Here is a 12,944-nt window from a genome sequence, read left to right as displayed (position 1 = left end):
GCCGAGCATCAGCGGTAGGTGACGAAGGTGGGGTCGCCCCAGATGGTGCGCTCGGAGACGGAGCCCTTCGAGGAGCCCGCGTCCACGACCGTGTTGTCCCCGGCGTAGATGCCGATGTGGCCCGGCCACACGACCAGATCGCCGACCTGGGCCTCCGACTGCGAGATCTGCGTGCCGGCGGAGGCCTGCGCGCTCGAGGTGCGCGGCAGATCGATCCCGGCCTGCGCGTACGCGTACTGGGTCAGGCCGGAGCAGTCGAAGCCCGTGCTCGCGGACTCGCCGCCCCAGGAGTAGTGCACGCCGATCTGCGAGCGGGCGGCATCCAGGATCGCCTGGCCGCTCGAGGACGAGGACTCCTCGGAGCTCGTCGCGACCGCGGTGCCGGCGGAGGCGCTGACCTCGGCGGAGCCGCCGTTGAGGGAGCCGCGCGTCTCCGGGCCGACCCGGCCGTCGACCTGAAGGCCGTTGCTCTCCTGATAGTCCAGGACCGCGGCGAGGGTCAGCGGGCCGAAGCTGCCGTCGACCTCGAGATCGGCGCCATGGGTGTTCAGCATGGTCTGCAGGGTCGCCACCCGATCGCCGCGCACGCCCTCGTAGAGCGTCCCGCCGTCCGCCGTGAGCTGGTTCGCGGTCGCGACCGGATGGGCCGGGGCGACGGCGCTGATCTCGGCGGGAGCGGCCGTCTCGGCAGCGGGCGCCGCCGTCGCGCTCTGCGCCGCGAAGGCCGAGCCGATCACGACCGTGCCGAGCATCGCCGCGCCGCCCAGGCCGCGGAATGCGAGACGGGTCGCGCCGTAGGTTGCTCGGCCGGGGACGCGGTGGGTGCTGTGCTTCGCCATTCTCGGTGATTCCTTCCGTTCCGTCCGCAGGAGCGGGCGGTGCTGCGATGTCTGGTCCGATGCGGATCCGCGATCCGGGGAGGTCCGGGATCCGCTCACGACCACCACGCTAGGAGGCGCCGAGGGCGGATCCCAGGGGCCTGAACACACAGGGCAGGGACCTTGACCGACGGTTTGTCGCCCACGGCGTCCTTGACCCGCACGGGAACGGATCTGAACCCGAATTGACCTTTTCGGACGCATCCCGCGACTCGCACCTCACGCCGCGGGAGCCGGTCCGGAACGCCGCGGGAGCCGGTCCGGAACGCCGCGGGAGCCGGTCCGGAACGCCGCGGGAGCCGGCCCGGAACGCCGAAGGACCCGCGCCGTGCGCACAGGGCACGGGCGGGTCCTCCGACGGGGGACCGGCGGCCGGTCAGGCGGGAAGCGGCCGCAGCATCGACGGCGGATCGGCCAGGCGCGCCCCGCGGGAGGCGATCAGCGTCGCCGCGAGCGAGGCCGCGAGCCAGGCGCCGATGCCGAGCAGCGTGCTGGACGTCGATACGAGCGAACCGCCGAGGGAGGCGTGCACCAGCCCCTGCGAGACGATCGACAGCGGCATCAGCGCGCTGATCGACTGCAGCAGCGGGGGAGCGGTCTCCAGCGGCAGCACCCCGACCAGTGCCACCACCTGCAGCACCATCACCACGATCGACACGATCCGGCCGACGCGCTCCCCGAGCACCGTCAGCAGCCCCTGATGGAAGGCGGCGAACATGAGCGCCGCGGCCAGGGAGATCACCCCCACCGCGAGGGGCGAGACCGGGGAGACCCCCAGGAACGTCACGATCGACAGGACCGCGACGGCCTGCACGATGCCGACCGCGAACGCCGGGAGCAGGCTGCGCAGCACCACCTGCCACATGGGCATCGCCGCGTCCAGCAGCCGGCGCGAGAGGGCGGGCAGCAGCAGGAAGACGCTGAACGCGCCGAGCCACAGCGCCAGGCCCACCACGAAGGGGAACGTGGCCGTCGCCGCACCGTCGGCCGCGTTCTCCCGCTCGGCGACGGTCGTGATCGGCTCCGCGGCCATCTGCGCCATGCGGGTGCGCTCGGCCTCGGTGTACCGGGGGACGTCCTCGGCGCCGTCGCGCAGCCCGGAGGCGAGCTCGTCGGTGCCGTCGGCCAGCTCGCCCGCGCCGTCGGCCAGCTGGTCGGTGCCGTCGGCGAGGTCCCCGGCGCCGGTGGCGAGCTCCTCGGTGCCGTCGGCGAGGGACCCGGCGCCGGTGGCGAGCCCGTCGGTGCCGGTGGCGAGCTCGTCGGCGCCCTCGGCCAGCTGCCCCGCGCCGTCCGCGCTCTGGCGGGTGCCCGTGGCCAGCTCGCCCGTGCCGTCGGCGAGGAGTCCTGCCCCGTCGGCGCTCTGTCGTGCGCCGTCGGCGAGCTGGCCGGTGCCGTCGGCGAGGGACCCGGCGCCGTCGGCGCTCTGCCGCAACCCGGTCGAGAGCTGTCCGGAGCCGTCGGCGAGCTGGTCCACGCCCCCGGCCAGGGCCACCGTCCCGTCGTCGACCTGGGCGATGCCCTCGGCGAGGGCGGGGATGCCGTCGGCGAGGGTGCGGGCACCGGTGGCGAGGTCCTCGGCCCCGGCGACCAGGCCGGGGTTCTGGTCGGTGCCGTCGCCGGTGAAGGCCGTCTCGACCCCGTGGGCGTAGGCGGAGACGCCCTGCGTCCCCTCGACGAGGCCGGCCCGGCCGGAGTCCTCGTCGCCGTGCAGTGCGGTGTCCACGCCGTAGGCGTACTGGGAGAGGCCGCCGGCCATGGCGCACAGCTGCGGATCGGGCCCGGCCGCGGCCGGAGCCTCCTGCCCGCCGCCGTCCGATGCCGCGGTACCGCCGCCGTCCGAGGCGGCGGGCTCCTCCTGCGCGTCCGATGCCGCCCCGCTGCCGGCGCAGTAGTCCTCGATCTGCTGGGCGAGGGCGAGCATCCCCGGGTCGTCCATCGTCCCCGATCCCTCGAGGGCGTCGCTGAGCTGCTGCGTCCCTCCGGCGACCTGGTCGGCGGCGGTGACGAGACCCGGGTTCGACGCGGTGCCGTCGCCGCTGACCGCCTGGGACGCCTGGCCGATGCCGGCCGCATAGTCCTCGGCGCCCTGCGCCAGCTGCTCGGTGCCGGCGACCAGGCCCGGGTTCTCGGCCGTGCCGTCGCCCTCCACGCCCGAGCGCAGCGCGCCGGTGGCGTCGACGAGGCCGGGCTGCTCGTCGGTGCCGCGCAGACCCTGCTGCACGCCGATGATCCCGCTGCTGACCCCCTCGCTGCCGGTGGCCAGCTGGTCCAGGCCCGTGGCGAGGTCGCGGGAGCCGCCGGCCACCCCGTCGGTGCCGGTGGCCAGCTGGTCCAGGCCGGTGGCGAGGTCCTGGGTGCCGCCGGCGACGCCCTCGGTGCCGGTGGCCAGCTGATCGAGGCCGGTGGCCAGGTCTCCGGTGCCCGTGGCCAGCGCATCCGTGCCCTCGGCGAGCTGCCCGGCGCCGTCGGCCAGCTCGCCCGCGCCGCCGGAGAGCTGCTGCGTGCCCTCGGCCAGCTGCCCGGCGCCCTCCGCGGTCTGCCGGGTGCCGTCGGCGAGCTCCTCCGTGCCGTCGGCGAGCTCGTCGGCGCCGTCGGCGGCCTCGGTGAAGCCGTCCTTCATGTCGCCGAAGCCGACGTAGATGCCGTCGAGGTACTGCTGGGTGAGCTCGGTGTTCATGGTCGCCGCGGAGGCATCGGCGATCGAGGCGGAGACCAGCGAGGTCAGGGCGCCGGAGGCGTCATCGGAGTACACGGTCAGCTGCGCCTGCGCCGCCTCGGGGGTGCCGAGGGTGACCAGGTTCGCGGAGAAGTCCTCCGGGATGACGACCACGGCCGCGTAGGTGCCCTCCTTCAGGCCGGACTCCGCGTCCTCGAGGTCCGTCAGGCGCCAGTCGAGCCCGGCGGTGGCATCCTGCTCGGCGTCGGCGACGGTGGTCGGCTGGGTGAGGCCGCCGGCGAGCATGCGGCCGAAGGGCACCGTCTGCTCCTCGCCGTCGACCTCCATGGTCGCGCCCTCGTCGAGGTTGACGACCGCGGCCGGCACCGCGTCCAGCCGGTCGACGCGGCCGGCGAGGGCCCACATCCCCACGCCCACCACGAGCAGGGGCAGCAGCAGGACGACGAGGAGGGATCGGATGTTGCGAAGCGCCGTCATGACCGGGCTCCTTCCAGGGCGGGATCGGACGACGGGCGGGGGTCGGGCCGGTCGGGCTGCGCCGGCGGGGCCGCCTCGGCGCCGCGCGTGCGGTGGACCCGCAGGGCCCGCAGCACGGAGGGGTCGCGGAGCCGGGCGGAGAGGTCGGCCGAGGGATCGGGGTCGGGGGCGCCGACGACGGCGCAGGCCCCGGATGCCAGCAGCTCCTCGAGCCGGGCCGCGGCGTCCTCGCCGGCGCGCAGCAGGGCGGTCGCGTCCTCGAGCACGATCACGCGGCCGCGGGCGGTGCGCGGGGAGATGCCGGCGAGCCGGGCGGTGACATCCGCATCGGGCCCGATCCAGTGGGTGCGGGACTGGATGGCCGAGATGTCCTCGGGGGAGAGGCGGTCGCCGACGGCGAGCACGCCCGCGAGCGGGCGCGCGCGGCCGCCGACGGCGGCGAGCAGGGCGCGACGCGCCGGGGCGTCCTCGCTGCGCACCAGCAGCAGCGTGCCGGGGGCGACGGCGCCGGTGAGCGGGCCCAGCCGTCCCTCGAGGTCCTCGCCGGCGGCGCCGGTGGGCAGCAGCGGCAGCACGGCGCCCTCGAGGCGGATCGCGCTCGGTCCGTGCGCCTGGGTCCATCGGCGGTGCTCGAGCACGCGGACCAGCCCCTCGCCCTCGACGTCGATGCGCGGGAGGATCCGGTCCAGCCAGGCCGGCAGGCGCCAGGCCCGGTCGCCGAGCAGCGCGAGCACGGCCGGGACCAGCGTCATGCGCACCACGAACGCGTCCACCAGCACGCCGACGGCGAGGGCGACGGCGATCGGCTGCAGCATGTAGGAGCCCTCGGGGATGAAGGAGGCGAACACCGCGAACATGATCAGCGCCGCCGCGATCACCACGGGGGCGCTGCCGGTGAAGCCGCGCTCGATGGAGGCCCGCGCCTGCCCGGAGTGGACGTACTCCTCGCGCATCCGCGAGACGAGGAAGACCTCGTAGTCCATCGCGAGCCCGAACAGCACGCCCATGCACATGATCGGCATGAACGAGATGACCGGCCCGACCACGTGCACGTTCAGCGCCGCGTTGCCCCAGCCGTACTCGAAGACCATGGCGACCACGCCGAAGGCGGCGCCCACCGAGATGAGATAGCCCAGGGAGGCCTTGAGCGGCACCCACAGGGAGCGGAAGACGAGCGTCAGCAGGATCAGCGAGAGCCCGACGACGAAGATCGCGAAGGGCAGCAGCGCGCGCGAGAGCTGGTCGGTGATGTCGATGGCCACGGCCGTCTGCCCGGTGACGCGGATGTCGGAGATCCCCAGCTCGGACTCCCAGTCCGGGGCGAGGGAGCGCATCTGGCGGACCAGGTCGGCGGTGGACTCGTCGGTCTGCGCCCCGGTGGGGATCACCACGACCACCGCCATGTCCGCGCCCTCGTTGGGAGTCGCCAGCTGCACCTCCTGGACGTCCTGGAGACCGGCCACCCGCGACTCGAGATCCTCGACCACGCCGAGCGGATCGTCGCTGTTGATGATGTCCGCGGTCACCAGCAGGGGGCCGTTGTAGCCGGGGCCGAACTCCTGGGCGACGAGGTCGTAGGTCTGCCGGGCGAGGGTGTCGGGCTTCTCCGTGCCGAGGTCCGGCAGTCCCAGGCGGAGGTCCTTGACCGGCACGGCGAGGGCGCCCATCACCAGCACGACCACCAGGACGGTCAGCACCGGGACCCTGGTGGCCAGGCGCACCCAGCGGGTCCCGAAGGGCCGGCGCACCGGGGCGTCCGGATCCGGGGGCGGCAGCACGCCGCCGTGGCGGGCCATCTCGCGGCGGACCTTCCGGGGCCGCAGCCGCTCGCCCAGCAGCCCCATGATCGCCGGCAGCAGGGTCAGCGCGACCACGACGGCCAGCGCGACGGTCCCGGCCGAGGCCAGGCCCATCATGGTCAGGAAGGGGATGCCGGTGACGAACAGGCCCACCAGGGCGATCACGACGGTCAGGCCCGCGAAGATGACGGCGCTGCCCGAGGTCGCGATCGCCTCGCCGATGGACTCCTCGACGTCCTCGCCGCGGGCCAGCTGCGCCCGATGCCGCGACAGGATGAACAGGGCGTAGTCGATGCCGACCGCCAGGCCCAGCATCGCCCCCAGGGAGATCGTCACCTCGGGGATGTCGATGCCGGCGGCGAGCGCCATCACCGCCATCATGGACACGCCCACGCCGATGATCGCCGTGACGATCGGGATGAAGGCGGGGATCAGCGAGCGGAAGGCGAGCGCCAGGATGACCAGGGCGGCGACGACGCCGATCACCTCGGAGGCGCCCATCGGCACCTCCGAGCTCTGCAGGATCTGCCCGCCCAGGTGCACCTCGAGCGATCCGTGGGAGGCATCCTCGGCGATCTGCTCCAGGGTCTGGATCGACCCCTCGGGGAAGCTGCCGACGGCCCCGGCCATCTGCACGGTGCCGATGAGGGCGGTGCCCTCGTCGTTGCGGGTGCCGGGGCTGGTGTCCTCGAAGGGGCTGGGCGCGGCCTCGACGCCGTCGACCTCGGCGGCCTGCTCCATCACCTGCTCGATGTCCTCGCGGTGGGCCTCGACGGTGCTGCCGTCGGTGGTGACGAAGACCAGCTGGCCCGAGGTGCCGCTCATCTGCGGGAAGCGGGTGGAGAGCTCGTCCAGCCCCTCCTGCGAGGGGGTGCCGGGGATCTCGAACTGCGTCGAGAAGGCGCCGCCGAGGCCGAGGGCGAGGCCGCCGATCACGATCATGAGGAGCGCCCAGGCTCCCACGGCTCTCCAGCGCGCCCGCGCCATGGCGCGGCCGAGTCGGTACAGGGACGAGGACACGCGGTCTCCCCTCGGATGTGCGACGGCCGACATCCGCGGGTCTCCCCGGACGGCGCCGCATGCGGTAGTCTCAATACACGAACGTATCGAGCGCGATGATATCCGAGCACCCTGGACAGCAGCGGGGTGCCCGGACGCGACCACCCGCACCTGGAGGCGAGATGCAGCAGCTGTTCGATCCCCTCCCGGACTCGACGACCCGCCGCAAGGAGAACACCCGTCAGCGCCTCGTGCGCGCCTCCCTCGGCGTGTTCGTGGACAAGGGTATCGACGGCGCGACCATCGACGACCTCGTCAGCGCCGCCGGGTACACGCGCGGGGCGTTCTACTCCAACTTCTCGACCAAGCTCGAGGTCTTCGGCGAGCTGTTCGCCGACGTCACCGACCAGGTGATCGCGATCATCACCGCCTCGGTGGGGGAGATGCTCGAGGAGATCGCCGCCGCGCCCGGGGACGCCGCCGCGCTCGACGACGCCGGCATGATGCTGCGCGTGTTCGAGGCGATCCGCCCCCACGGCCGGCAGTGGTACCTGCTGTACTCCGAGGCGGTCGCCTACTCCCTGCGCAACGAGACGGCCCGCGAGCAGCTCACCGAGCAGCGCACCCGGCTGCGGGAGGTGATCGCCGAGATCCTCGAGAGCGGCATGCGCGCGAAGGGCGAGCACAGCGTGATCGCCGTGAGCGACCTCGCGCAGATGCTCGTGGGCAGCTTCGTGGACCTCATGGTGATCGAGCATCTCGAGGGCACGGACACCTCGAACCTCGCCTCCGTGACGATCCTGCGGACCATGCGGGCCTTCGTCGAGCCCGACGCCTGAGCCCTTGTAAGGTTCCGGGGTGACTACGCACAGCGCACCCCCAGCATCCGTCCCCCTCGCCTCTGGAAGCCCGGTCGGCCCGGTCTACGCCGACCGGGGTGCTTCCCACTACGACATCCTCGCGGTCCTCATGGCCGTGGTGGTCATCCTCTCGGGGATCGGCGCCTCCAAGGGCGTCTTCTTCGGCACCGTGCCCGGCATCGGCTTCGAGATCATCACCGACGCCGGTTTCTTCCTCTTCCCCCTGGCCTACATCCTCGGCGACGTCATCACCGAGATCTACGGCGTCCGCGCCGCCCGCCGCGCCCTGATCACCGCCTTCGCGATGAACATCCTCGCGGTCATCACCTACCAGATCGTCATCGAGCTGCCCGGCTTCACCGATGACTTCGGCACCGCCAAGCAGCAGGCCCTCGAGCTCGCGCTGGGGCCGGTGTGGATCGTGGTCCTCGCGGGACTGCTCGGGTTCCTCGCCGGGCAGAGCCTGAACACCCTCGTCATGAGCCGCATGAAGCGCCGCTTCGGCGAGCGCGGCCTGGTGGGCCGCCTGCTCACCTCCAGCGGGCTCGGCGAGCTGGTGGACACGATCGTCTTCTGCTCGATCGCCGCGGCCGCGATCGGCATCACCACCGTCGAGCAGTGGGCCCAGTACACCGTGCTCGGCTTCCTCTACAAGGTGCTCGTCCAGTACGCCGCGATCCCCGTGACCTCCGCAGTGATCCGATGGATCAAGCGGACCGACCCCTCCTACCAGGAGCGCCTGCGCGCGAGCCGGGGGAACCTGCCCGCACAGGCCTGACGACCTCCGTCGCCCCGCGCCCCGACGAACGTCGAGGGCGGCAGCGGCGATGGGCCGAGGCGCCCGGCGGCGGGCCGGGCCACGATGGGAGCATGAGCGAGCATCCCGTCCCCCTCCCCGCCGCCGGCCCGGTCGCCGAACCGGTCGCCCACCGGGTCGCCGGTCCCGCCCCCGGTCCCGCCGCCCGCCCCGAGCCCGTGGATCCCTCGCGGCCCTTCGGAGCGCACCTGCGGATGCGCTGGTGGCGCCCGCTGGTGATCCTCCCGATCCTCGCCGTGGCCATGTTCGGCCTGCAGATCGCCCTGACCATCGTCGTGGTGGTGTTCGAGACCGTCGCCTTCGGCCGCGATCCCTCGGACATGAGCCTCAGCCCCCTGCTGCTGCTGTCGACCAACATCTCCCTCGCGGTCCTCGCACCCCTGGCGCTGCTGCTCGCGGTCTGGATCGGCGGGGTGCCGTGGCGGGCGGTGCTGCGCGTGGGCCGGAGCTTCCGATGGGGTCGCATGGCCGGCTACTTCGGCCTGTTCGCCCTGCTCATCGGGGCGGTCTACGGCATCTCGGCGATCTGGGTGCCGATGGGGGAGCACGCGCCGATGATCACCGCCACGACCCTCGGGCTGATCGCGGTCGCCCTGCTGACCACCCCGCTGCAGGCCGCCGCGGAGGAGGTCGTCTTCCGCGGCGTCACCACCGCGGCCGTGGCCTCGTGGATCCGCCCCGCGGCCGTGGCCCTTCCGGTGGGCATCGCGGCCTCGAGCGTGCTGTTCGGCCTCGCCCACGGCGCGGGCGACCCCTGGCTGATCGCGTACTACATCGCCTTCGGCCTCTCCATGGCGCTGATGGCGCTGATCAGCCGCGGGCTCGAGGCGCCGATCGCCTTCCACGTCACGAACAACCTCATCAGCATGGTGCTGGCGGCGCTGCTCTCGGGCGGCGGCGGCCTGGTGATCGACCGCTCGGCCGGGGCGGGCGGACCGTTCATGCTCGTGTTCATCGGCATGGACCTGGCCGCCGTCGGCATCGTCTGGCTCCTCGAGCGGCGTCGCCGCGCCGCGGATCCGGCACGGACGTGGTCCAGCTCTCCGGAGAGATCGGACCTGTCCCCTTCCCAAACCCCCTGAGGCACTCCCTAGGATGGGATGCACGAGCCGGGCGGACCCACTGCGGGTCCGCCCGGCTCGTTCCCCGCCGATCCAGAGAGGACCTCCGTGGCCCCCGCCGCCCACGACCCCCACCGCTCCGACCCCGGACGCGACGACATCCCCACCACCACCGGTGCCATCCCCACCATCACCGGGGCGATCCCCGTCCTCGAGGACGCCGCCGACCGCGATCTCGCCCATCTGCCCTCGCAGCGCGAGCTCGCCGGCACCCGCAGCAAGGTCACGATCCTCGTCATCGTGGTCCTGACCACCCTGGGGGCGATCGGCCCGCTGGCCACCGACATGTACGTGCCGGCCTTCCCCGAGGTCGCCGGAGAGCTGGGCACCACCGCGGCGCGCATGCAGCTCAGCCTCACCGCGTTCTTCCTGGGCACGGCGAGCGGGCAGGTCGTCGCCGGCCCCCTCTCGGACCGGCTCGGACGGCGCGCCCCGCTGCTGCTGGGCATCGTGCTCTGCCTGCTGGGCTCCCTGGGCTGCGCCTTCGCCTCCAGCGCCGAGATGCTCATGGTGCTGCGCGTGCTGCAGGGCATCGGCGGCGGCTTCGGCATGGTGCTGGGCCGCGCGGTGCTGATCGACATGACCGACGGCCCCGAGCTGTTCCGGATCATGAACATCATGCAGGGCATCGGCGGGATCGCCCCGATCGTCGCGCCGCTGATGGGCGGCATCATCCTGGTGTTCGGGCAGTGGCGCGAGATCTTCCTCGTGATCGCGGCCATGTCCCTGGTGTCCCTGCTGGGGACGATCTTCCTCATCCCGGAATCGCTGCCGCCCTCGAGACGGCACGCAGGCGGGTTCCGGACCTTCCTGCACAACTGCCGCACCCTGCTCTCACGGCGTCTCTTCGTCGCGTACCTGCTGGTCAACGCGTTCTCGGCGTTCGCGGTCATGGCATACGTCTCCGCATCGACCTTCGTGGTCCAGGAGATGCTCCACTTCACCTCGACGCAGTACTCGATCAGCTTCGCCATCAACTCGGCGGGGATGATGTCCGCGTCCTTCCTCTCGGCGCGCCTGACCCGCACCTTCCATCCCCGCTCGCTGATCCGCGTCGCCCTGATCATCGTCAGCTGCGCCAGCGTGGCCCTGCTGATCGGCGCCCTCTTCCTGGACACCCCGGCCTGGATCGTGCTGCCGGCCTTCTTCCTGGCCGTGGCTCCCCAGGGCATGATCTTCGGCAACTGCGGGGCACTGGCCTCGCAGCAGGCCCGCGAGATCGCCGGCACCGGCTCCGCCATGCTGGGCCTGGGCTTCTCCTTCGCGGCGTCGCTCGCGGCGCCGCTGGTGGGCCTGGCCGGGACCCACTCCTCGCTGCCGATGGCGATCACGATGGTGGTCGGCTGCACCATCTCCATGGTCTTCTTCGTCATCGCCGGGCGGGGGAGCGGACGCAGCATCTCGCACCCCGCGGCGCAGGCCGTCTGAGACGACACGCGGCCGCACCTGCGTGACCCCGGCCTCACCGGAGGCTAGCGTGTGCGCAGGTGCGGCCGGCTCCCAGGTCGCGTCTTCCCCACCTCCAGGAGCATCCCGTGTCCCCGTACCGTCCCCGGCACCGCCGCACGCCCGAGCCCCCGCAGACCTCCTCGACCGCCCCCGGAGGCGGTCATACCCGCCGCCACCTGCTGCGCGCCGGAGCCTTCGGCGCCTCCGCCGCCGTCGGCATCCCCGCCCTCGCCGCCGCGCCCTCGGCCATGGCCGAGGGCGTCGTGCATCAGGAGATCCATGGCCAGGACGTCTCCTCCTGGCAGGGCGACGTCGACTGGGGCCGCCAGTGGGAGCTGGGCTCCCGCTTCGCCTGGGTCAAGGCGACCGAGGGCAACACCTGGAAGAGCCCGACCTTCTCCTCCCAGTACCGCGGCGCCGACCGGGTCGGCATGCCCCGCGGCGGATACCACTTCGCCCGGCCCGACACCGGGGACCCGATCACCCAGTGCGACGCCTTCCTCGACGGCGGGGGAGGGTGGACGCCCGACGGCCGCACTCTGCCCGGCATGGTCGACTTCGAGACCAGCCCCGGACGCCCGGCGAACTACGGGCTCAGCCGCAGCGACCTGCGCTCCTGGATCTCCCAGTTCTCCTCGCACTACCGAGAGAACACCGGCCGGCGCCCCGTGATCTACACCAACGCCCACTGGTGGAACGACAACGTCGGCAGCTGGACCCCGCGCAACTCCCCGCTGCACATCGCCAACTACTCCTACGACCCCATCGCCTCCCTCCCGGGCCGCTGGTGGGGCTGGGAGCTGTGGCAGTACTCGCCCAGCGGCCCCTTCGCCGGGGACTCCAACGTCTGGTACAGCGGCGAGGACGACTTCGCCCGGTTCGTCGCCGAGGTCGACTACGGCGCCAACGGCATCTGAGGCAGGGGAGAGGCCGATGAGCGAGCATCCCCGCCTGCTGCAGACCGTCCTGGACACGCCCGATGTCCGCGGCCTCGCCGAGTTCTACCGGCAGCTGCTGGGCCTGCGGTACCGTCCCGGCGACGCGGACCTCCCCGATCCCGACTGGCTGGTCCTGGTCGACGAGGACGGGGTGCGCCGCCTGGCGATCCAGGAGGCCGTCGGCATGGCCCGCTCCACCTGGCCCGACCATGCCGTGCCCCAGCAGCTGCACCTGGACATGACCGTCCCGGACCCCGAGTCCCTGATCCGGCAGCGGGACCGGGCTCTGTCGCTGGGCGCCGCCGTCCTGCTGGACCGCTTCGAGGACGAGGAGGAGCCCCTGTACGTCTTCGCGGATCCGGCCGGCCATCCGTTCTGCATCTTCGTCGCCGGGGAGGACGAGGCCTGAGGTGATCCTGCCCGCCGTGCGCGACCCGCGCCTGATCACGATCCGCCGCGGCGGGACGCTGCGCGACGAGGACCACCGCCTGCTGGCCCTGTGGGCGGCCGACTGCGCCGAGCACGTGCTCGCGCTGTTCGAGGACGAGCGGCCCGAGGATCCGCGCCCGCGCGAGGCGATAGCCGCCGCCCGCGCCTGGGCCGGGGGAGAGCTGCCCATGATGCGGGCCCGCGCCGCCGGCGGCCACGCCATGGGCGCCGCCCGGCCCCTGCGCGGTCCGGCCCGCTTCGCGGCGTACGCGGCAGGGCAGGCCGCCTGCGTGGGGCATGTCGCCGAGCACGACCTCGGCGCCGCCGCCTACGCGATCCGGGCCGTCCGTGCCGCGCACGGCGAGGACCGGTCGGCCGGCCGCGCCGAGCGCGACTGGCAGCGGGAGCTGCTGCCCGCGGCGATCCGGGCGCTGGTGCTGGAGGACCAGGCCCGGCGCGATGCGATCTGCTGGCACGCCTTCTCCGACTGACCAGGCACT

Annotated in this window: 10 protein-coding genes; 7 read left to right on the top strand and 3 right to left on the bottom strand. The window is 73.1% G+C overall.

The window, feature by feature from the left end:
• Positions 1-8 precede the first annotated feature (8 nt).
• The 3 genes from ABD234_RS01160 to ABD234_RS01150 form a co-directional block, all read right to left on the bottom strand.
• Positions 9-839: a C40 family peptidase gene (locus ABD234_RS01160; RefSeq protein ID WP_038370221.1), complete on the bottom strand. Its 831-nt coding sequence runs from the start codon at positions 837-839 to the stop codon at positions 9-11.
• A 415-nt stretch (positions 840-1,254) separates the two neighbouring features.
• Entirely contained in the window at positions 1,255-4,032 is a 2,778-nt protein-coding gene (locus tag ABD234_RS01155) for a YhgE/Pip domain-containing protein (protein ID WP_038370222.1), read from the bottom strand.
• Positions 4,029-6,851, bottom strand: coding sequence for an MMPL family transporter (locus ABD234_RS01150; protein ID WP_344353454.1), 2,823 nt, complete (start codon positions 6,849-6,851; stop codon positions 4,029-4,031). Before ABD234_RS01150 ends, ABD234_RS01155 begins: the two co-directional genes overlap by 4 nt.
• A 161-nt stretch (positions 6,852-7,012) precedes the next feature.
• On the opposite strand from ABD234_RS01150, the gene ABD234_RS01145 reads away from it, so the two are divergent.
• The 7 genes from ABD234_RS01145 (at position 7,013) to ABD234_RS01115 (ending at position 12,935) form a co-directional block, all read left to right on the top strand.
• Positions 7,013-7,669, top strand: coding sequence for a TetR/AcrR family transcriptional regulator (locus ABD234_RS01145; RefSeq protein WP_344353452.1), 657 nt, complete (start codon positions 7,013-7,015; stop codon positions 7,667-7,669).
• A 19-nt stretch (positions 7,670-7,688) separates the two neighbouring features.
• Positions 7,689-8,468, top strand: coding sequence for a queuosine precursor transporter (locus ABD234_RS01140; protein ID WP_038370224.1), 780 nt, complete (start codon positions 7,689-7,691; stop codon positions 8,466-8,468).
• 92 nt (positions 8,469-8,560) lie between these two features.
• The gene (locus tag ABD234_RS01135) at positions 8,561-9,589 is read left to right on the top strand and encodes a CPBP family intramembrane glutamic endopeptidase (protein WP_344353449.1); all 1,029 of its coding nucleotides are present in this window, start codon (positions 8,561-8,563) and stop codon (positions 9,587-9,589) included.
• An 87-nt stretch (positions 9,590-9,676) separates the two neighbouring features.
• Positions 9,677-11,056 (top strand): multidrug effflux MFS transporter, encoded by a 1,380-nt coding sequence (locus tag ABD234_RS01130; RefSeq protein ID WP_051486402.1) that lies wholly within the window; start codon positions 9,677-9,679, stop codon positions 11,054-11,056.
• A gap of 107 nt (positions 11,057-11,163) precedes the next feature.
• Positions 11,164-11,994, top strand: coding sequence for a GH25 family lysozyme (locus ABD234_RS01125; protein ID WP_038370225.1), 831 nt, complete (start codon positions 11,164-11,166; stop codon positions 11,992-11,994).
• Between the two features lie 16 nt (positions 11,995-12,010).
• Positions 12,011-12,424, top strand: coding sequence for a VOC family protein (locus tag ABD234_RS01120; RefSeq protein ID WP_038370226.1), 414 nt, complete (start codon positions 12,011-12,013; stop codon positions 12,422-12,424).
• Position 12,425: 1 nt separating this feature from the next.
• Positions 12,426-12,935, top strand: a complete 510-nt coding sequence (locus ABD234_RS01115) for a putative immunity protein (protein WP_038370227.1) — start codon at positions 12,426-12,428, stop codon at positions 12,933-12,935.
• Positions 12,936-12,944 lie beyond the last annotated feature (9 nt).

Source organism: Brachybacterium phenoliresistens (genome assembly GCF_039530785.1).
In the GTDB taxonomy this organism is placed as follows: domain Bacteria; phylum Actinomycetota; class Actinomycetes; order Actinomycetales; family Dermabacteraceae; genus Brachybacterium; species Brachybacterium phenoliresistens.
Note: the sequence above shows the minus strand (reverse complement) of the source record. Positions and strands in the feature narration are given on the sequence as shown.

What these genes read in the sequence shown, in the direction of transcription:
- ABD234_RS01160 (WP_038370221.1), bottom strand. Translation starts at nt 839, where the DNA reads ATGGCGAAGCACAGCACCCACCGCGTCCCCGGCCGAGCAACCTACGGC.
- ABD234_RS01155 (WP_038370222.1), bottom strand. Translation starts at nt 4,032, where the DNA reads ATGACGGCGCTTCGCAACATCCGATCCCTCCTCGTCGTCCTGCTGCTG.
- ABD234_RS01145 (WP_344353452.1), top strand. Translation starts at nt 7,013, where the DNA reads ATGCAGCAGCTGTTCGATCCCCTCCCGGACTCGACGACCCGCCGCAAG.
- ABD234_RS01135 (WP_344353449.1), top strand. Translation starts at nt 8,561, where the DNA reads ATGAGCGAGCATCCCGTCCCCCTCCCCGCCGCCGGCCCGGTCGCCGAA.
- ABD234_RS01120 (WP_038370226.1), top strand. Translation starts at nt 12,011, where the DNA reads ATGAGCGAGCATCCCCGCCTGCTGCAGACCGTCCTGGACACGCCCGAT.